Source organism: Arthrobacter sp. AG367, assembly GCF_007828995.1.
Lineage (GTDB): Bacteria > Actinomycetota > Actinomycetes > Actinomycetales > Micrococcaceae > Arthrobacter.
Map to the genome: position 1 here is coordinate 58,396 of NZ_VIVE01000011.1, position 19,891 is coordinate 78,286.

Sequence of the window (19,891 nt, forward strand, 5' to 3'; positions counted from 1 at the left end):
ATCTGAGGAATCATCATGAGCACAACAACCACGCCCCCGGAGGCCTCTCCGGGCCTGGACCTGGCGGACTACCTGAACGTCCTGAGGCTGTACTGGAAGGCCATTGTCGCCTTCACCCTGCTGGCCACCGTGGCAGCTGCCGGATGGACCATCCTCCAGCCAAAGGTCTACTCCTCTGATTCCAGCGGAATAGTGGTCACGCCGGGCTCGGATAACGTGAGCCTGGCACTGGCCGGCGACAGCCTGGCCAAGGCCAAGGTCAAGAATTACGAATCCGTGGCAAAATCAAGGCTCGTCGCGGACCGGGTCATCCAGGCCCTGGACCTGAAGACAACTGCCGACGCCCTCCTTGGCAGCATCAGTGTCAAGGTACCCTTGGACACGGCCGAGATCAGGGTGACCGCACAGTCCACGGATCCGGCAACTGCGCAGCGGGTGGCGGATGCCTGGGTCAACGGACTCGCCGCCCAGGTGGAGGCTATCGAGACTGCGCCCTCCGCCGGCGCATCCGGGTCGTCACCGAGTGCAGAGACGGCTGTCCGCGTTCTCCCGCTGGGCAAAGCCGTGCTCCCCACCAGCCCCACATCACCCAACACCAAGCTCAACCTGGCGCTTGGCGCCCTCGTTGGCTTGGCCCTTGGCGTGGCTTACGCGCTGATACGCCGGCACCTGGACCGGCGCATCCAGAAGGCTGCGGACATTGAACGGCTGTTCGGCGTTCCTGTGATTGGCACCCTCCCTGTGGACCACCGCCTGGATGGGAAGAGCACCATTGTGGACGCCGGCACCGCCGCGCAGCTCCATGACGCCGGCGGCGCCATGGCCGAGGCTCTCCGCGAGCTGCGCACCAACCTCAGTTTCCTGGACGTGGACCAGCCCCCACGGATCATCGTGGTCACCAGCTCTCTTCAGGCGGAGGGCAAGTCCACGGTGACGGCCAACCTGGCGGTCACCATGGCGGCAGCAGGTGAAAACGTCGTGGTGGTCGACGGCGACCTCCGCCGCCCCACGTTGGTGGACGTCTTCAACCTGGTTCCGGGAGTAGGGGTCACCGATGTGCTCACGGGCACCGCCCAGCTCGCCGATGTCCTCCAGCCCTGGGGTGCGCTGCCCAACCTCTCAGTCCTGGGATCAGGCCGCATCCCGCCGAATCCCAGCGAGCTGCTGGGCTCCCGGGCTATGAAGAACATGCTCAATACCCTGGCCAAGGATGCTGTTGTCCTGATCGATGCACCGCCGCTTCTTCCGGTGACGGATGCTGCTGTCCTGTCCCGCGTGGCCGACGGCGCCATTGTGGTGATTCGGACCGGCAGGACCACCCAGGAGCAGTTGGACCAGTCCCTGGGGAACCTTGAGAAGGTCAAGGGGCGGGTCCTGGGAGCTGTTCTCAACTACGTGCCCATCAAGGGAAGGGACGCCTACTCCTACTACGGAACATATTCCTCGGCGCCCATGCCGCCGTCTGCGGGAACTGAGCCCGTAGCTGGCAGGCTGGACGCGGATAACAAGGATGCGCTGGAAGCTGTCCCCGGCGGCCGCAGGGCCAGGATCTAGGCGTCCCGTGTCGTTCGCTGGCCAGGAAACCCAACTCAGGATCCCGGAGGGCGTGCTCCTGGGCCATGCCCTCGTGGCGCGCGTGGCGGACAGTTTGGGCATAAGGGTCTTCTTTATCAAGGGACCAACCAGCGTTATGCAGGGGCTGCGCCGAGCCAAAATTTCGGCAGACGTGGACGTCTTCGTTGCACCTTCGGACCTCGACGTTCTAAAGCAAGCCCTGCAGAGCCGAGGCTGGCGGGAGCGCCCGTCGGATCCGGACAACGTTACCTTTCCCAAACACTCGGTGACCCTGGATCACCCAGAGTGGCCATGTTGCGTTGACGTCCATTTCCGGTTTCCAGGGATGGAGAAGCCTGCCAGCAGCTGCTTCGAGACGCTCTGGGCGAGCACCATCCACATGCAACTCGCAGGACAACAGCTGAAAGTGCCAACGAAAATTCTTGGGGCATTGTTTCTAGCGTTGCACGCCTTGCGGTCGCCCGAGCTGCCCGCCTGTCGGCAGGAGCTTCAGTATCTGGCGGGCGTAATTCGGCGGGAATCCCAGTCGGAGGCGCTCTTGGAGCTCGCTCTGACCACAGGTGCCCTGGCCGCCGTCCGGCCCTTCCTTGAAAGCCTTCTTCCGGAATCAGTTGTCCCTGGATGGCCGGAGCCCTCCCAAGAGTGGCGCAACCGCCTCGCGGCACGGGCGCCCGGGAGCGCCCGGATCATTGCCATTGTCCAAGCCCAGTGGAGGGACAAGCCAAAACTGCTGTGGCGCGCGGTCTTTCCGCGTGCCGAAGTTTTCCTGACCGGAAATATCTATGCTGACCTGTCCGTACTGGGTCGGTTGAAGCAGCATCGGGCCAGGTGGGTCCGGTTCTTTCGCGATATCCCGAGCCTCGTCCGGGACCTTCGCCGCCTCCCATGGCGCCACCGAGGGTGGCTGTAAATTGGGGCAAATACGCCCGCTTGGCTGCCGTTTGGGCCTTCCGATTTCCGCATCCGATTGCCGATTAACACAGCAAATTTGTTAAGGTTCAGCTATGACTAAGGGGAAAGCTATTACCAAAGCCGTCATTCCTGCTGCCGGATTGGGGACACGCTTCCTGCCCGCCACCAAGGCAATGCCGAAGGAAATGTTGCCTGTGGTTGACCGCCCGGCGATCCAATATGTGGTGGAGGAAGCGATTGACGCAGGCCTCACGGACCTGCTGATGATCACGGGCCGCAACAAGCGCGCCCTGGAGGACCACTTTGACCGCGAGCCGGGCCTGGAGGCCGCGCTCGAAGCCAAGGGGGACAAGGACAAGCTGGGTCTGGTGGAGTACGCCTCAAACCTGGGCCCCATCCACTACGTCCGCCAGGGCGAGGCCAAGGGTCTGGGCCACGCCGTGCTGTGCGCCCAGCAGCACGTGGGCGACGAGCCGTTCGCTGTCCTGCTTGGTGACGACCTCATCGACGAGGCAGAGACCCTGCTGAGCACCATGATGGAGGTGCAGCAGAAGACCGGTGGTTCGGTGATCGCTTTGATCGAGGTTGATCCGTCGCAGATCAGTGCCTACGGCTGCGCAGACATCACCGCTGTGGACGGCGAGGACTACGTCCGCGTCAACAGCCTGGTGGAGAAGCCCGCCGTAGGCGAGGCTCCGTCCAACCTGGCAGTGATCGGACGCTACGTGCTGCACCACTCGGTGTTCGGCGTCCTGGAGAACACCGCTCCGGGCCGTGGCAACGAGATTCAGCTAACGGACGCCCTGCAGACCCTCGCGGCCGGCGAGGGCGAAGGTTCGGGCGTGTATGGCGTGGTCTTCAAGGGCCGCCGCTATGACACCGGTGACAAGCTGAGCTATCTCAAAGCCGTTATCACGCTGGCTTCCGAGCGCGTTGAGTTCGGCGAGGACCTGAAGACCTGGATGAAGGGCTTCGTCGGGTAGTCCTTGCGTTTTATCGTTTTTGGGAGGCTCGTTGCCGGAAGGCGGCGGGCCTTCTTTTTTGCATGGCTAGGAGCGCCACCAGAGCGCCGATGACAGCGCCTGACGTGTTGGTCATGACATCTGACGGGCTTGCAAAGCGGCTGTGAAGAAAGAGGAACTGCCCCAGCTCGATGCAGCCGGAAACGAGCATTCCGAATGCGCCGATTTGCCACCATTTTTTGTTGGGAAATGCCGGGGCGGCTACAAAACCGACGGGAAGAAATAGGCCAAGGTTGGCGGATCGTTCCACAAAACCGTAGTTGAACCAGCGGGGAATACCGTGGTGGTGGAGGAAATTCAACACGACGGCGAGCTGCCCTGAGACGGGCTGGTCCACGGGTGTTGGCCAGAAGGCGACAAGTGCCAACGGGACCACCATGGCCGCGAGGATTAGCTGCCACAGCCGGTGGTTGTCGAAAAATCTCAAATGGGCCTCAGGACGTCCGTAGAAGGGCGAACGCAGCTGTGGCCAGTGCGCAGGCCGCAAGTAGAACAAGGAGAGCGTAGCCCATCACCTGGGGCCGGGGGAGCGGAACTGCAAAGTCGTATTCGCGTGGTGCTCTCCGCCAATGTCTCCCCATAGATCAAATAGATACCACAAAAAGCAAAAGGTGGGTGCTTCTCCGGATTTCAGAGAAGCACCCACCTTCGTTGGTGCTGTGAGGCGTTGCGGCTAGGCGGCGACCTCAGCCTTGGCGCGGCGGCGAACCACCACTACGGAGGTTGCGCCGGCAGCCAGTGCGCCTGCGCCCACCAGGGTCCACAGAATCAGGCCGGAGTCGGCGCCGGTGTTGGCCAGGCCGCCCGTGTTGGCCAGCGGAGCACCGGCAGCATTGCCACCGGTGTTGGCCAGCGAAGCTGCCACGGTCACGGTGACGGGACCAACGGTCACACCGGACTGGGTGCCGGTAGCGGTAATGGAGTAGGTCCCGGCCTCGCTGATGGCGATCGGAAGTGCGACAGCGCCCTGGGCGTCTGCAGTAGCGGACAGGTTCTGAGCCTCGGCGACAACGGCGATGCGTGCTGCGACCGCACGGTTACCGACACCAGCGCCGTTGGAGGCGGGAGCCTGGCCAGGAGTAACGCGGATGATCAGCGGTTCGCCAGCACGGAAGCCCTGGCCGCGGAAGACGAAGGTTTCGCCCGGGCCAACAACACCGTCAGAAACGGCTGCCTGCGGCGGAAGAGCAGGGTAGGTTGCGGCCATGGCAGGAGCCGAGCCAATGAGTGCGATGGAGCCCGCAAGCGCGAGAGCAGCGAGTGTTTTCTTCATGTGTGTCCCCCCGGAGACGTTTAAGTTTTGATACCCGATTTTGGGGAAATGTCCCCTCCGCACGAGACCGTGTGCAGAACTACGGATAGATATCCCAGATAGAATTTACCATCCTGAGTCGCTTGTGACCAAGTTCTATCCAGACGGTTTACATAGTGTTAACGCCAGCGCTACCGTCCTTAACCGCAGGATGCGTTTTCAGTAGGAAGGACAACGTCCTTTACAGCCTGGACAGTGGGTGTGACAACCAGGTTAGGTTCTGTATGTTGAACAATTTTTCCGAAGGTGAACTCGATGGTCTTGCTTTCCCCGGGCGCAAGCTGCTGGGCGATCACACCGACCGGGCGATTCGCATGCAAGTACGGCGCAAACGGGGTTTTTTGACCGTCAATTGAGGCTGACTCCACGTTTGCTTGTGCCGGCCCGTAGGCGATGATGTTCGTTTGGACCGTACCAGGTGCCACACCGAAGTTGCCTCCGCCTGTGACGTAGGCAGGCAGCGAGGTTGCGGCGTCTGCGGGGGCTGTATTCGTGCTGGTGACGCGGACAGTTGTCTGCTCGTATCCGTCTGCCGGGCACGCCTTTATGAGTCGGACCGTGCGTTTAACGTAGTAGTCCATTTTGGCCCCCGTACCATCGTTGAAGTACACGCCAAACTCCGCGGGGGAGACACTTTCCCCAGATACGGGCCCGCTGAGCGGGTATTTAGTCAGGACCGACTGCTCCACGGAACTGGCAGACCAAACCAAGACACGTCCTTCCTCTGTCCCACGGGTGATACCTTCGACAAGAGCTTTGGCTTCGCCTTTCCCATTGGAAAGGGCCGCGAAGACTTCCTTAGCCACTCCAGCGAAATATGCATCTTGGGCTTTAGGCTGGGGAATTTTGGCGTACACGTCAGAAAGCAGAGTTGTTACGACGTTGCTACCGGTGAGTTCGGTAGGCAGGCCGGCCGATTGGACGACGGAGAGTTCCGGGCCGTTGAGGGCTACTGGTCCTGTTGCGTGCAGAATATAGCTCAACACGATGGGGTCGATAGAAATAACACCGTCGACCCGCTGGCCGAATTTTTTTGCCCACATAGTCTGGGCAGTGGCGGCAGCGGTGGGGAAATCGGGGGTGAGGTTGACATCCTGCATGTATTTGCCAAGTCGAGTCGAGTAGATCTGCTCTTGTTGAGGGTCCGTGGGCACGCTGGGTGACATGCTGCCCAACTCGGTGGCACTGCTTTGAGTGCCCAGCGAGAGCTTGCCCCGGTCAAGCTGCAGAACTGCGAGTGCGCCGGGTATGCCTCCCGTGGCTCGAGACTCCGCATTATTTTGAATAATTAGAAGGTAATTCCTGGGCCCGTCCGCCCCTAGCATAGCGGGAGCGATGGTGGCCGCATCTGCTGCCGCCTCGAGCGCATCTTTAGCTTGGGTCAATTCCTTGACCGCTGCGGCCAGGGGCTCGGCCACTTGAGGCAAGAGGCGCGACGCGTCGATGTCTTGAAGCCTTTCCGCGGAGGCACGAACGCTGTATGCCGCTGTTGCAACACTTGGGGCTGCAGCCTTCAGGGGTCCTAGATTGCTGCCCGAACTGTTGGGCATAAGGGAGTCCCAGTTGAGAGATTCATATATGCGGACCAGAGGACCGAGACCAAGACTGGCGACGTCATCGGCTGATCTTGCTACTTCGGAAACTGCCCCGAAGTTCGGGCCAGCCCAAGGCATCCCAGAGGCGAGAGTCCATATGGGGTCCTCGGATTCTTTGCGGGCGGCCGAGGTATGTTGTAGCAGTCTAGCCAGCGTGCCAGTGGCGGAGGTGGTATCTGACGCTAGGATTTCCTGCTTAAGTTGAGGAACCAGCCCGGCGGACGCCTCCAACTCGCCCCTAATCAGAGACGCCTTGACCGCTAACCAGACGGAAAGCCCAGCGATAATTAAGGCGAGGGCAAGAACCGGGATGCCGACTGTGAAGAGTCGATTAGGCCTCTTTCGATGAGAACGCCTAGGTGTGTGAGCCCGAGGCACAGAAAGCGATCTTCTCCGCGATGAGAACGCGATCATAATCAGGGTCTACCAAGCGCACGGTACGTCCAACCAGCAGCACGCCATTTGTTCGGATCCAAAATGTTCCTACCGTCCAGAATTTTGGGGGAGGAGACGATATCCCCAGTTTCATACGGGTCCAAGTTTCGGTACTCTTCCCATTCTGTTAGCAACAGGAGAGCATCAGCCCGCCGGAGGGCAACGGAGGTGGAATGTTCGTAATGCAACTCAGGAAAACGTCGGGCGGCGTTGTTCAGCGCCTCCGGGTCCGTCACCGTCACGATGGCCCCCTGAAGCTGCAACTGCGCAGCAATGCTTAGCGCTGGTGAGTCCCTCACATCATCACTTTCAGGTTTGAACGCCGCACCTAATACCGTGATTCGTTGTCCCAGTAGTGAACCGCCACAAAGCTCCCTGGTTAGCTCAACAACACGCGTTCTTCGCCGCATGTTAATGGAATCGACTTCGCGGAGGAATGTCAGCGCTTGGTCCGCACCGAGCTCTCCGGCGCGTGCCATAAACGCGCGAATGTCCTTTGGCAGACACCCGCCGCCAAATCCGATACCTGCATTTAGAAATTTGCGGCCGATACGGTCGTCAAGGCCAATGGCATCTGCCAGCATCGTTACGTCAGCACCGGCAGCGTCGCAGAGCTCAGCCATGGCATTAATAAAGGAGATCTTTGTCGCCAAAAATGAGTTGGCAGCAGTTTTCACCAATTCAGCGGTAGGTAGGTCGGTCACCAACCTAGGCGTGCCCGCCTCGAGTGGAGCAGCATAAATGCTGTCAAGCACGCCAACGGCATAGTGATCCTCCGAGCCACCGGCGACGCCATATACGAGCCGATCAGGCTTTAGGGTATCGGCGACGGCATGGCCTTCGCGCAGAAACTCCGGGTTCCACAACAGGTGAGCCTCCGGTTCTGCTCTGTTGATGATTCCGCCGAGTTGGGCGGCGGTGCCGACAGGAACCGTCGATTTACCCACTACGACGTCACCAGGGGAAAGGTGGGGAATCAGCCCCGTCGCAGCCGCATGGACATACGTTAGATCCGCAGCATTTTCCCCTTGCTTTTGCGGAGTTCCGACGCAGATAAAGTGCACGGTGCTGCCCTTAGTTGCGGCCATATCAGTTGAGAAGGAAAGTCTCCCCGTTTCCTGGACCTCTCGAAGCAAGTCTTCTAACCCGGGCTCAAAAAAGGGGGCACGAGCAGCAGATAGATCTGAGATTTTTCGCTCGTCAACGTCAATACCAACCACTTCATGACCTAATTTGGCCATGCATGCGGCGTGGACCGCGCCGAGATAGCCGCAACCGATTACTGATATGCGCATACAATTCCCCAACTAAAATAACCGGGGCTCATTGATCAAACCGCCCCTGTGCTTTTGAAAACTGCTTTGAAAGTCTTGAGCAAGATTAAAATGTCATTCATCAGCGACCAGTTCTCTACGTAATAAAGATCGAGTCTGATGCTTTCCTCCCAGCTTAGATTCGATCTTCCGCTGACCTGCCACAGGCCGCTCATGCCTGGGCTTACGTAAAGCCGGCGATAGGCAGCATCATCGTACAGGGCAACTTCTCCCTCGCGTTGAGGCCTGGGCCCAACCAGGCTCATGGTTCCGTTTAGGACATTGAAAAGTTGTGGGAGTTCATCCAACGAATATTTACGTAACACCCGACCAAGAGGGGTTATGCGGGGGTCATTTTCAACCTTGAATAGCGGGCTGTCCACTCTACCCTGGGCCTGCAACAACGCCTGGAGTTGGTGATCGGCATTGACCTTCATGGAACGAAACTTCAACATGTTGAATGTTGTACCTCTGATTCCAATTCGTTCCTGCTTGTAGAAGATTGGTCCCCCGTCGGTAATCTTGACAAGTATTGCGAGAATGACAAACAGGGGAGCCAGGAGCGTGGCTAGACCACCAGCGGCTATGAGATCGAACGAACGCTTGGCAACTCTTTTCCCGCCAGTCAGTTTTGGGGTGGACACGTGTATGAGTGGAAGTCCCGCAACTGGCTGGGTGTGAATTCTTGGCCCCGCTATGTCAGTAAGCGCAGGAGCTAAAATCATGCCGATGTTTCGAGCCGCCAGTTCCCAGCCAAGACGCCTGAGATCTTGCGGATGTATGTTTACACCAGCAGAAATTGCTACGGTGTCCGCATCGCTGCTAACGATGGCCGAGAGAATCGAGTCGAAGTCGCTCTGTGTGCCGGTTACGGGTACGCCGATTTCACTGAAGTCAGCTTGGTTAGCTTCCCCCGGAACATGTGCCGCAATGGGCTGGTAGCCAGCGGCAGGGGCGGTGAGAAGTGAGCGTACTAGGTGCGCTGCCGAGTGTTTGCCGCCAATAATAAGGACCTGCGAGCTACTGAGGCCTCGACGCCGTTCAATACTCAAGTGCTGGCGCACAAGCCAGCGGCCAGCTATTAGACCCATAACTCCCGCCGGAAACGCCAGCCCGACGAAGCCCCGGGCAGTGTCCACTCGGATCGCATATGAAACGATGGCCACAAATCCGAAGAGCCAGGCAGAGCTTGCAACCACTCGCTTGTACTCCTCCGAGCCTGAACCTAAGACTCGCGGATCTCGACTTCCCCAAAACTCGAGCATCAGCCACCATCCAAGGACAAGAAAGCCTGAAAGGATCAGGTAGTCCCTGTCGGGAGCCGTTTCATGACCAAGCTCGGTAAATCCAAAGCGTATGCCGAAGGCACCCGTTACAGCCCAAAGAACTACGAATGCGTCGACAACCCGCAAACGCCAAGCATAAGATGCGCGCCACGAAGCCTTTTGCCCCCCGGACCCCTGATGTGACCCTTTCTCCAGCAAAAGGCCGTCTTTCTCCCCCATTTAGCCTCTCCTAGAGCCTGAGATAGGCTTTGTTGGCCCGATACCACTCAACCGTTGACCGTATTCCTCGTTCCAGGTCAATGGACGCAGTCCAGCCTGCTTTTGACAATGTGGAAACATCCAAAAGTTTTTGCGGCGTCCCGTCGGGCTTGGTGGTGTCCCAATGCATCTCACCTTCGTAGCCGACCTCATGGGCGACTATTTCTGCGAGCTCCTTGATGGTCACATCCGTACCAGTTCCGACATTTACCTGGCCAGCTCCGTCGTAGTTTTCCAACAGGTGCAGGCAAGCTGCTGCCATATCCTCTACATGGAGGAATTCACGTCTCGGTGACCCGGTGCCCCAGTTCGTGACGCTTGCCGCGTTCGCTCGCGCGGCTTCATCGTAGCGCCGAATGAGCGCTGGAAGGACGTGAGATCCCTTAAGAGAGAAGTTATCGCCGGGTCCGTACAGATTTGTAGGCATAGCAGAAATCCACGGCAAGCCATGCTGTCGGCGTATGGCCTGGATCTGCATGATTCCGGCTATCTTTGCGACGGCGTAAGCATCGTTCGTAGGCTCTAGGTGGCCAGTGAGGAGTGAGTCTTCGCGAATGGGCTGTGGCGCATACTTTGGATAAATACAGGATGAACCTAGAAAAAGTAAACGTTCCACGCCGCACGTGACAGCGGCATCGAGGACGTTAACTTGTATCTGTACGTTCTCACTCAAAAAGTCGGCCGGGTAAGTATCGTTAGCTAGGATCCCGCCTACTTTAGCTGCAGCCAAAACAACGTACCGAGGTCTTTCAGACTCAAAAAAGTCAAATACCGCGTTCCGGTCCTTCAGATCGAGTTCTGCAGAACTCTTACCAATTAGTCTGTTAAAGCCTTCAGACTCCAACTTTCTCCATATAGCAGAACCGACAAGACCTCGGTGACCTGCTACGTAAAACGTCGAAGTCCGATCAAGCCTGGCGGGCGTGAACTGAACGCTCATTAGTTGTTCCAACTAGCCAGCGAGACGCTGTCAATCCAGTGAACCCCTGCGTGTTTCAGGGCCTCGATGTCCGCGTCAACCATGATGCGGGCGAGTTCAGGGGTATGGATGGAGGCCTTCCACCCTAACTTTTCTTGTGCTTTGGATGCATCGCCAACTAAGGCGTCCACCTCTGTAGGACGAAGATAGCGCTCATCGAATCGAACATGATTTTCCCAATTTAGGCCAGCATGTTCGAAAGCAATCTGGAGAAAGTCTCTGACTGTATAGTTGCCCCCGGTCGCGAGAACGAAATCCTCTGGTTCATCGGCTTGAAGCATGCGCCACATACCTTCGACGTACTCGGCCGCATAACCCCAGTCGCGTACAGCATCTAAGTTGCCCATATAAAGAAGATCCTGCTTGCCGGCCTTGATAGCCGCGACAGCGCGCGTGATCTTCCGAGTAACGAAGGTTTCGCCGCGTCGTGGGGACTCATGGTTGAACAGGATGCCGTTGACGGCAAACATTCCATATGCCTCGCGATAATTGCGTGTAATCCAGTAGCTGTATACCTTCGCTGCACCGTACGGCGACCGCGGATAGAAAGGCGTGTCTTCATTCTGGGGTGGCGGAGTTGCCCCAAACATTTCTGAGGACGAGGCTTGGTAGAAACGAGTATTTATGCCGGCCATCCGGACGGCTTCAAGCAGCCGAATCGACCCCACGCCGGTTGTATCTGCGGTATGTTCTGGTTCGTCGAAGGACACGCGTACATGTGACTGTGCAGCCAGGTTATAGACCTCGTCCGGCTTGATTTCGGCCAGCAAAGTCACCAGACGCGCACCATCGCTAAGATCACCGTAGTGAAGGAATAGCTTAGCCGACGGGTCGTGCGGATCCACGTACATGTGGTCAATACGCGATGTATTGAAAGTGGATGCCCTTCGGATTAGTCCATGGACTTCATAACCTTTTGCGAGCAAGAGCTCAGCGAGGTACGAGCCGTCCTGTCCCGTGATGCCCGTGATGAGAGCGCGTTTCTTCATTATTCCCCATGTTTGTTCTGCCGGCGAGCTGCGCGAGGGGAGGCATTCGCCCGGGCCCTTCGAATAGCTGGGGCCGGAAAGCTTATCCAAGTCCCAAGGAATGATAACCTAAGCTCGCTTGAATCGACGGCCTGTGAAGCTGGGAGGCCCGCCTCTGGGGGACATCTTGCCGACCATGGTGCGGCGTTCGACAACTCGTGTTGAGCATTTTCTGATCGCGTCAAGTTAGACCGCGTGTCGGGCGGGAACCCCCGAACCGTTAAGGCACGAGCAGTTCGTGAGAATCGACCTGTATGAACACGGAGTCTGGTGGCAGGGTGAAGCCTGTCCGGAATCTGGATTAGTGGAACCTAAGAGGAGATGTGTTGACTAGCACGGCGCGTTCGGTTGCCGCGGGCTCTGCTTGGACCTATGGTGCCCAACTGGTCAGCATGGCGCTTCAGCTTGCCTATGCGGCCGTCACTTCGCGAATTGTCGGCGCTGAGTCATTCGGCATCTATTCCGTTGCTGTTCTGGTCGCCAACTTGGTTGCGATTCTAAGTGCGGCTGGTCTCGGGCAAAGCATCGCCCGAAGTCTTCATGAGCCGGAAAAGACGATCCGCGGTCTTGCTTCTGTCGCGGCGGGTTACGGACTTATTGCGGCTGTCTTCATTGCTCCTCTGTCTCACTTCTGGGCCTCCCTCTGGGGCAACACTGAAGCCGCTCTGTCAATACAGTTAGTTGGTTTGTCAGCGGCCCTTGCCCCGAGTGTTGGGCTCTTGTCCGGTTTTTTGAGGAGACAACGAAAGTTTCGCGTTCTTGCTGTCAGTACAGCTGCATCGACCGCTCTAGCCTTGTTGGTTTCTGGACTTCTCGTTTGGATCTTTCGCACACCCGAGGCGCTGATCTCAGCCCCGGTGCTCACTCAGTTGTTTACTTATGTGGCTTATCAAACTGCATGCCGCGGTACAGCTTTCCCTGGTCGTGTGAGCCGCAACGTTTTACACCATCTGTCTTTTGGATGGCGCGTGAGTGTTGCGAATCTACTTGCATATGGCATCGAGAACGTAGGGCGGTTTGCAGTCTCTCGAGCAGTTGGTCAAACCAGCCTAGGCTTATGGAACAGAGCCGACGTGGTGACCACAGGGCCTTTCGATCGGTTGCAGGCTGCAATGTCCCAGGCGCTATATCCTGAACTCGCCAGAGCACAAGAGGACAGCGGAAGGCAGCGACGTGTATGGACCGATGTCCTCGTCGTAGTCGCCTGGATATCTTTGCCAGCGAGTGCATTTCTTGCCGGAGCTGTACCTAGTTTGATTCCGCTACTCCTCGGGCCTGACTGGGACGCCGTTGTACCTATCTGCATGGTTCTCGCGCTTGCGGCTGGATTCCGGGGTAGCTCCATACAACTCGCTTCTGCGTTAGAGGCGGCTGGATACTTCAAATGGATCTGGGTGACCCATGCTTTCTTGCTCAGCATTCAAATCGGGTGCGCCGCCGCTGTATTTTTATGGCTCCAGCCCTTTCCGGCGATCCTGGGAATGCTGATCATTCCCATCGCCCGGCATATACTGCAGGGATGGCTTTGCAGTAGAAGAGCGATCCTCGATGGGAAGAGACTCATCTCAAATTACGGGCACATTATTCTCGCATCTGGCCTCTGCGGAGCCTTCTCTTTTGGAGTCAGCGTACTTGCCATTGAAATCAAAGCCGGCGTTCTTGCCTCTGGAGCCTTGTTCGGCCTGGCAGCAGCGATGGTCTTGATTGGCGCATATGTCCTCCGAAAAAAACTGTCGGTATGGGATATAGCGAGTCGTTACGGGTTTGCGAAATAGCCGGTCCAGACGCAAATGAGGATGTCGGACCGTACCTAATGGATTTGAGCATTGCGGTTCTTGGCTACGTCGCTCTGAAATCGACTAGGAGTTTGGCGTAGTGTGCTTCGTGAGCACGGACGACTGCTGGAACGCTAAAAAGCTCGAGAAACCTCTTGTACGCTGCGTTCACGCGTTTTTCACTCGCATCATCCTGACTCAGAGCGGACAGCATGCAAGAAGCCATCGATTTAGAATCATGCATGTCGGCAAGTAAGCCGCAACGCCCATCATCCAGGACCCAGGACGTGGCACCACTGTCCTGTCCGGCTATGACTGGCAAGCCCCTTTGCATCGACTCCACAAGGGTCAGTCCGAAGCTTTCTTCCAAAGAGGCATGGATGTGAACGTGCGATTCTTTGAAACGATCGAAAACTTGTTCTTGGCTCAGAGGGCCCAGAAAGCGCACATTGGTAGCCCACCCTTGCTCCGTTGCCCAGGCACAAATATCATCATCCGGTCCGAGCCCGTTGCCGATGAGTATGAGCCGCACATCCGGGCGTTCTTCGCGTACCAAATGAAATGCTTCGATAAGTCGACGAACATTCTTTAGGGAACTAGCGTTAGCTACCTCAATAAATTGCACCTGTTCTGGCTTCGGCGATTCGAGGTGACTCGGAGTCGGTAAAACACAGTTCGGTATAACCGCGACTTCATTTTTCCATAAAAGTTCTTGTGACCAGCGCCTTCCAACGTAGGGCGAGACTGCCAGCATTGAGACGTTCGCCGCACGGAGGCGGAATGAGATGGCTGCAAGATATCGGAGAACCCAATAGGGGCTGCGATTTTGCTTTAGCACGGATAGGGGGGCGTCATGAATGGTGACCACTTGAGGCAACTTGACCGACAATGCAACGTTAGCCCATTCATAGGTCCAGTGAGCATGTATTAGGTCTGCCTGTACGTCATTGACTATGCTCCTCATCTGGCTGCGCTCATAACGAAAACCATCGAGAGCCTGCCGCCGTGCACTACGGCGGGATGTTACTCGGTAGAACTCAAGATTGCGGCCTCTAAGATGCAAGGACGAGTACCCGCGCCGGTGGGTGACAATGACGAGTTCGTGGCCCCGATCTAGGAGACCTTTTGCCAGCGCCCCGATAGATGGCCCATGCGTACCATCATCGCTCCGGGCTATCTCTGCGTGCTCAGGGTGGAGGTGCAGCGCCAGAGCGGAAGGCGAAACGGGTCCCAAGAGGATAATTTTCACTCTGCCTTCTTTCCCGGAATGAGGGACTGACCACTTAAGCGTGATTTAGACCGACGAGATCGTTCGATAGCTGAGGCGTAGATCTCGAAGTACGAGTTGATACCGATACGAGCACTGAACCTGCTCTTGTCCGCGTTTTCGGAGTCTTTGCCGGGCTCGAAGTTGACGAGCTCTTGTGCCCAGTCAGCGACGGTCAGCTTGGCATGACTGACATTGTTGAACTCCCGTGCCCACTGCAGGCCAGGTACATCCGCCACGATTGCAGGTAGTCCGGCTACTATTGCCTCGGCCAGTGCTACTCCCATACCTTCATGCAGCGAAGGCATAAGGAACGTAGGTCGATTTGTCATCCCATTGGATGGGTCACCTGGCCCACGATGTGTGAGGCGCCCCTCGTCTTCCCATTTATCGAGCTTTACTCGCTCCTCTGCGCTCCCCCCGTGCTCTAAACCGTAATGAGCGACAGCAAAATCAAAGGAACTGTCAAAGGCGGCGTGGTCGAGCGCTTCCAAAGCTAGTTCATGATTCTTTATCCATGAGCAGTTCCCCACGAGCAGAAAGTTGCGCCGATCTCCGAACGACGATGATTCAACTGAGCGTTCAAGGCTAAAGAACTTGTCATCTACCCAGTTCCACACAAGGTCGGTAGTGCGACCAAAGGCTTCTTCAAAGTCTTGGACCTCGGGAGAGCAAGCTACAAATTTACTAACCTCTCGGTCAAGAAGGGCCGAAACGAGCCGCCGATAGACGGCAGCAAGTCTCTTTTTTTTGAAAATGCTATGTACAGACCGTACAAGCGGAGTGGAAGCAGAAGCCGCTCTTGCCGCAAGTACTGCTTGAGCGAATTTTCCTTCAGTATGAATGTGAATCACACTTGGACGGAGCATACGTATCAAACGCACCAAGGATATAAACCCTGCTGGAGAAGAAATCGAACGAATGAGCTCGACGTTATAGCCCGCCTTGTGAAGTTCCTGTGCGAATGGGTTGGTTTTCCCCTGACCCACAACAGTGATGTGATTGTTCGAAATTGGTGAATGCGGAGAGGCTGAAAGGAGCATACGCTCCATCCCGCTAGGGTTCAAGCCATTAAAGATATGCAGAACACTTTGTAAGTGAGAAGAAGCGGGGCAAGTGGTGTTCATCGACGAACTACAATTCGCGAGATCCAGATCAGGTAAAACCCTGCCCACTGTAGAAGCCACAAGGGTTCACCGTGCCTTCTGAAGTATCGGAACCGTTCGCGGGGTGGAAAACCTTTGGGACCTGTGAGATTACGATAGCGGCGCGATGGCGTTTGTTTCCTATCTCGGAACGACCCGGCGTCTGAATTGCGCGATGTGGTACCGACATAGCCGCTGGCCAATATGTTTCGAATACCAAGCTTTTTGGCGCGCAATCCAAAGTCCAGGTCGCCATAGTGGTGCGTAAATCGGCTGTCTATTCCTCGGAGTTTAAGTGAGTGGGCGCGAGGAACAAGTACGATATTGCCATTGAAAGTGTCTATTTCTTGATGCCGAGATGCATGTGGGTCGAGCCTTTTCAGGCGAAGGAAGCCCCATGTGGGTCGATTTATTCGATAACCCGAATAGGACGTAGCTCCTGTTGTCGGGTCACTTAGTGCTCCCGTCACGATTACTCCTGATTGAAAATCTACACTTGCGGAGCACTCAACGAGATGCTGAATGGCAGTAGGCTGCATCTCAATGTCATCATTGAGCCACAGAATGAAGTCAACGTCTTTTGCCGTTGCCGCTGCTTCAGCCCGGGCCATGGCCCTGCCCCAAAAAAGAGTCCCATCGCCGTGGATAACATGCGTCTCTGGAAAGAGCTCCTTGATCGCGTCGCTTGTTCCGTCTGTACTGCCGTCATCGACGACGATAACGTTCTCCGGCGATATTTGAAACGTTTGGGACGCGATCCCGTGAAGGCAGCGGAGGGTAATCTCCTTCCGATTATGAACGGCCATTATGATCGCAACGCTTGGCTTGCTAGCTAAGAGGGGTGACTCTGCCATATTTGGACCTATCGATAGTGGGCAACAAAGAGCCAGTAACTCAGTAGCGCTTCCGCGCTCACAGATAATGCGGCCCTAGTAGACGGTAGAAACGGGTGTGGCCAGTTTCCTATTTTCGCTTGGTACCCCGCAGTAGAAGTACCTCCAATAGGCGCCGATCGACGAGGCCGCCGGCGGCTATAAGGACACAGGAGAGACTGGGAAATTGCTTTGTCTTGGCTATTGCCAGGACGGTCCTTGTAATTCCCCGCATCGAGCGCGCGTGGAAGGCGTATCTCAGCGTCTGCGCCGCTAGAAAATCTGGTAAAACGTTGTCAGGCCAGGTCGTACTTGTATCGGTGGCCCAACGTAGCGATGATTCCCAGTCGGCGCTTGCGGAAATGGACCCGTTGGTCCCAGTCCAGATAGTCACCAAAGGCTCGTCCAATTGGATTACCTGAGCGCCATGCTTCTCTGCCCTCATGATCCAGTCCCAGTCTTGGTGACGACGCAGGTCAGTGCGCCACGATATAGCTCGCGCTAGTGAATACGGAGCCAAGAAGGTGGAGGTGTACAGCGAAGCACGCTGGACACTCGGTCGACGCTTGTGAAACAAGTACTCGGCGACCTTTTGGCCCGGACGAATGATCTCAAAAGGAACGACAATGGAACCTGAACTATCAGAGCTTCGCTGGGCAACTTTCGAAGAAATAATGTAGTTGTCAGTTGTCTCGTGGAAATCGGCTGCTACTGCAAGTTGGCTTGCGAGCTTGTCGGGGTGCCACTCGTCATCATCGTCAAGATAAGCGATCCAGTCGCCCGTTGAACGTTCGGTTCCTATACGTCGTGCAGCACCACCACCGCGGCCGCCGCCCGTGGCCACAACGCTGTCGCTTTGTGAGAGCCCCAGTTCGTTTTTCAGTACGTTTAGTTCATCGGCGCTGGTAGGTGCGTCGACGACAATAAGGATCTCCAAGTGTTCTATACCCACAGATTGAGCAAGGACACTTTGCACCGCGCGCGTAAGTTCCGGCCGAAGGGTCGTAGGAATGACTACGCTGACCCGGTACGCTGCATCCACTGTTTTGGGCTGGTTCACCGTGCTCTGAATTCTCTGTCAGGTTGTCCGGGGAACACCGATGGCTTCCGGTGATCGAGGCGCTCAAACGCCTCATGGGACTCAGTAATTTCGGAGGTGTCATCCTTCTGGCCCTGGGTCCAGCCAGGGTAGTCGTTGGACCCCGAGAGATCTCCATCTAGATTCAGTTTCACCTGCGCCTTGCGGCCCTGCTTCGCACGCGTGCGGTCCGGCGCTGCGTAGCTGTAGTAACCGCTCGCGTAGGCATCCGGTCCTTTGTGGGGGAGTTGATTGAGCACTACCCCTAACACTTTGGCGGAAACCATGTTCAGGGACGCAAGGGTTTTTATAAGCTGCTGCTTCCGGATTACGTGTGTACCCACAACCAGTAGGACGCCTCCCACATACTGGCTAAGCACAGCTGCGTCAGTCACGGGAAGCATCGGGGGGGCGTCTATTACGACAACGTCAAAGTCGTTTTCGAGCTGCAGGAGAATCTGATGCATTGTGTCGGACCCAAGCAACTCACTGGGGTTTGGGGGTATCTGCCCGGACGTGAGGACGTAAAGACTATCCTGGCCCCATGGCTGTAGGAGATCGTCTAGCTCCGACCTGCCCAAGATGGCAGTAGTTAGCCCAGCATGCCGGTCGAGCCCAAGATAGTCTCCAACCATCGGACGTCGAAGATCCGCGTCGATGAGACAAACAGACTGGCCTGTGCTGGCAAGAGTCAACGCGAGGTTGGTCGCCGTCGTTGTCTTCCCCTCGCCGGGAACAGAAGATGTCACTAGGACGCTTTTCGATGTTACGGAAGCGGTGGCGAAATGGAGGTTCGTCCTAATTTGACGGAAGGCTTCGGAACGAGGACTTTGTGACTGTACTTCCGTCAGGAGGGGCTGTTTTACAGCACCCTGATCGAAGGTGATACCACCCAAGACGGGCGAGTCTGTAACCAGTTTGAGGTCATTTTCGCTCCGGAGACGGCTGTCCAGGGACTGCCGGAGTACCGCTAAGCCAGCACCGACCAGCAAGCCTATTGCAAGGCCCGCAATTATATTGACCTTTGTGTTCGGTGCAGAGGGCGCGGAAGGGGCTTCAGCCGGACGGACTATTGAGAGCTTGACAGGAGAAGTTCCACCTGTTCGTGGCTTCTCAAGCTCGTCCACGACCTTGACCAGGCTGTCTGCAACAGCTTGAGCGATTGCAGCGGACTGAACCGGGGAGGTGTCGGACACGCTGATCTTCACGAGCACGGTATTAGGATTAGTGCTTACTTTGATTTTCGAGGCCAGTTGTGTCGGAGAAGATGTCAGGCCCAAACTGTCTATGGCTGGCTTAAGGACGACTGGCGTCGTAACGGTTTCAACATAGGACTGGACCCTGGCTTGGCTGAAGACGTTTCCCTGCTGCAGCTCAGTTATCGATCCTGACCCCTGTATGGCAACGAAGAGTTCAGTGTCAGCCGTATATGTCGGAGCTACCAACATCGATGCTCCGGCACCGCAGATAACCCCGACTAATGACGCGACAACGACAACTAACCAGTTGCGCTGGATGGCGCGCAAGGTATCTCGTATGTCCATGCCTGACGTCCCCCAAGGTGATCGTTTGATGTTCCGAACTTGTTTACGCGAAGCTCGGGGGGCGCTGAAGAACCCTTTGGGATTGTACCGTGGGCGGCCTTCGAACACGGAAACCGTGCCAGCGAACTTATGGCTCGGGCCATGAAGTAGGAGGCGGTGATATAAATTGCCTGTGAAAGTTTCGCTGCACTGGAGGGAATCAAGTCTTCCACTCGATTGCCCGCACCGATTCGTGGGTTTGTGCGCGGAATGCGAAACTGCTCTGGCTCCACTGCCAAGAACCAGCAGATCTGAAGCTGAGCCTCCTCGCATTGAATTGGGCTGTTTCTGAGGGTACCGAAAATGATTCACCGGTGTGACGTGGAAGAAATAAGGGGGACGCATGTGTGGAATCGTGGGTTACGTAGGCCGTCCGGTTGACGGTGCAATTAACGGTCACAGTGCCCTGGATGTTGTCCTTGAAGGACTGCGCCGCCTGGAGTACCGCGGTTATGA

Annotated in this window: 16 protein-coding genes; 4 read left to right on the plus strand and 12 right to left on the minus strand. The window is 56.7% G+C overall.

Annotation, left to right across the window (positions count from 1 at the left end; translation table 11 throughout):
* Positions 1–15 precede the first annotated feature (15 nt).
* The 3 genes from FB478_RS19560 to galU all read left to right on the plus strand — a co-directional run bounded on the left by FB478_RS19560 (position 16) and on the right by galU (position 3,470).
* Positions 16–1,554, plus strand: coding sequence for a polysaccharide biosynthesis tyrosine autokinase (locus FB478_RS19560; RefSeq protein WP_144601377.1), 1,539 nt, complete (start codon positions 16–18; stop codon positions 1,552–1,554).
* A 7-nt stretch (positions 1,555–1,561) separates the two neighbouring features.
* Positions 1,562–2,485 (plus strand): nucleotidyltransferase family protein, encoded by a 924-nt coding sequence (locus FB478_RS19565; protein ID WP_144601378.1) that lies wholly within the window; start codon positions 1,562–1,564, stop codon positions 2,483–2,485.
* 94 nt (positions 2,486–2,579) lie between these two features.
* The gene (gene galU / locus FB478_RS19570; RefSeq protein ID WP_144601379.1) at positions 2,580–3,470 is read left to right on the plus strand and encodes a UTP--glucose-1-phosphate uridylyltransferase GalU; all 891 of its coding nucleotides are present in this window, start codon (positions 2,580–2,582) and stop codon (positions 3,468–3,470) included.
* Between the two features lie 10 nt (positions 3,471–3,480).
* Here the strand turns inward: galU and FB478_RS19575 are convergent, their stop codons facing one another.
* From FB478_RS19575 to gmd, 7 genes are all read right to left on the minus strand, one after another.
* Positions 3,481–3,846, minus strand: a complete 366-nt coding sequence (locus tag FB478_RS19575) for a VanZ family protein (RefSeq protein ID WP_395858365.1) — start codon at positions 3,844–3,846, stop codon at positions 3,481–3,483.
* A gap of 336 nt (positions 3,847–4,182) precedes the next feature.
* Entirely contained in the window at positions 4,183–4,782 is a 600-nt protein-coding gene (locus FB478_RS19580) for an LPXTG cell wall anchor domain-containing protein (protein ID WP_144601381.1), read from the minus strand.
* A 179-nt stretch (positions 4,783–4,961) separates the two neighbouring features.
* A complete protein-coding gene (locus FB478_RS19585) occupies positions 4,962–6,371 on the minus strand; it encodes a DUF4012 domain-containing protein (RefSeq protein WP_261377471.1) in 1,410 nt (469 codons plus the stop codon).
* Positions 6,372–6,832: 461 nt separating this feature from the next.
* On the minus strand, positions 6,833–8,146 hold the full coding sequence (locus FB478_RS19590; RefSeq protein ID WP_144601383.1) for a UDP-glucose/GDP-mannose dehydrogenase family protein: 1,314 nt from the start codon (positions 8,144–8,146) through the stop codon (positions 6,833–6,835).
* A gap of 35 nt (positions 8,147–8,181) precedes the next feature.
* Positions 8,182–9,669, minus strand: coding sequence for a sugar transferase (locus FB478_RS19595; protein ID WP_144601384.1), 1,488 nt, complete (start codon positions 9,667–9,669; stop codon positions 8,182–8,184).
* A 10-nt stretch (positions 9,670–9,679) separates the two neighbouring features.
* Positions 9,680–10,648: a GDP-L-fucose synthase gene (locus FB478_RS19600; RefSeq protein ID WP_144601385.1), complete on the minus strand. Its 969-nt coding sequence runs from the start codon at positions 10,646–10,648 to the stop codon at positions 9,680–9,682.
* Positions 10,648–11,676 carry a GDP-mannose 4,6-dehydratase gene (gene gmd / locus FB478_RS19605; RefSeq protein WP_144601386.1) on the minus strand — a complete coding sequence of 343 codons (1,029 nt, stop codon included), beginning with the start codon at positions 11,674–11,676 and terminating at the stop codon, positions 10,648–10,650. The genes FB478_RS19600 and gmd overlap by 1 nt, the downstream gene beginning before the upstream one ends.
* 365 nt (positions 11,677–12,041) lie before the next feature.
* Here gmd and FB478_RS19610 point away from each other — a divergent pair, with 365 nt between their 5' ends.
* The gene (locus FB478_RS19610; RefSeq protein ID WP_144601387.1) at positions 12,042–13,490 is read left to right on the plus strand and encodes an oligosaccharide flippase family protein; all 1,449 of its coding nucleotides are present in this window, start codon (positions 12,042–12,044) and stop codon (positions 13,488–13,490) included.
* A gap of 64 nt (positions 13,491–13,554) precedes the next feature.
* Here the strand turns inward: FB478_RS19610 and FB478_RS19615 are convergent, their stop codons facing one another.
* From FB478_RS19615 to FB478_RS19635, 5 genes are all read right to left on the minus strand, one after another.
* Positions 13,555–14,739, minus strand: a complete 1,185-nt coding sequence (locus FB478_RS19615) for a glycosyltransferase family 4 protein (protein ID WP_144601388.1) — start codon at positions 14,737–14,739, stop codon at positions 13,555–13,557.
* A complete protein-coding gene (locus FB478_RS19620) occupies positions 14,736–15,884 on the minus strand; it encodes a glycosyltransferase (RefSeq protein ID WP_144601389.1) in 1,149 nt (382 codons plus the stop codon). Before FB478_RS19620 ends, FB478_RS19615 begins: the two co-directional genes overlap by 4 nt.
* Complete coding sequence (locus FB478_RS21540; RefSeq protein ID WP_144601390.1) at positions 15,881–16,756, minus strand: glycosyltransferase family 2 protein; 876 nt, start codon at positions 16,754–16,756, stop codon at positions 15,881–15,883. Before FB478_RS21540 ends, FB478_RS19620 begins: the two co-directional genes overlap by 4 nt.
* A 109-nt stretch (positions 16,757–16,865) precedes the next feature.
* Entirely contained in the window at positions 16,866–17,834 is a 969-nt protein-coding gene (locus FB478_RS19630) for a glycosyltransferase (RefSeq protein ID WP_186447845.1), read from the minus strand.
* Positions 17,831–19,396 carry a polysaccharide biosynthesis tyrosine autokinase gene (locus FB478_RS19635; RefSeq protein WP_144601392.1) on the minus strand — a complete coding sequence of 522 codons (1,566 nt, stop codon included), beginning with the start codon at positions 19,394–19,396 and terminating at the stop codon, positions 17,831–17,833. The genes FB478_RS19630 and FB478_RS19635 overlap by 4 nt, the downstream gene beginning before the upstream one ends.
* Positions 19,397–19,891 lie beyond the last annotated feature (495 nt).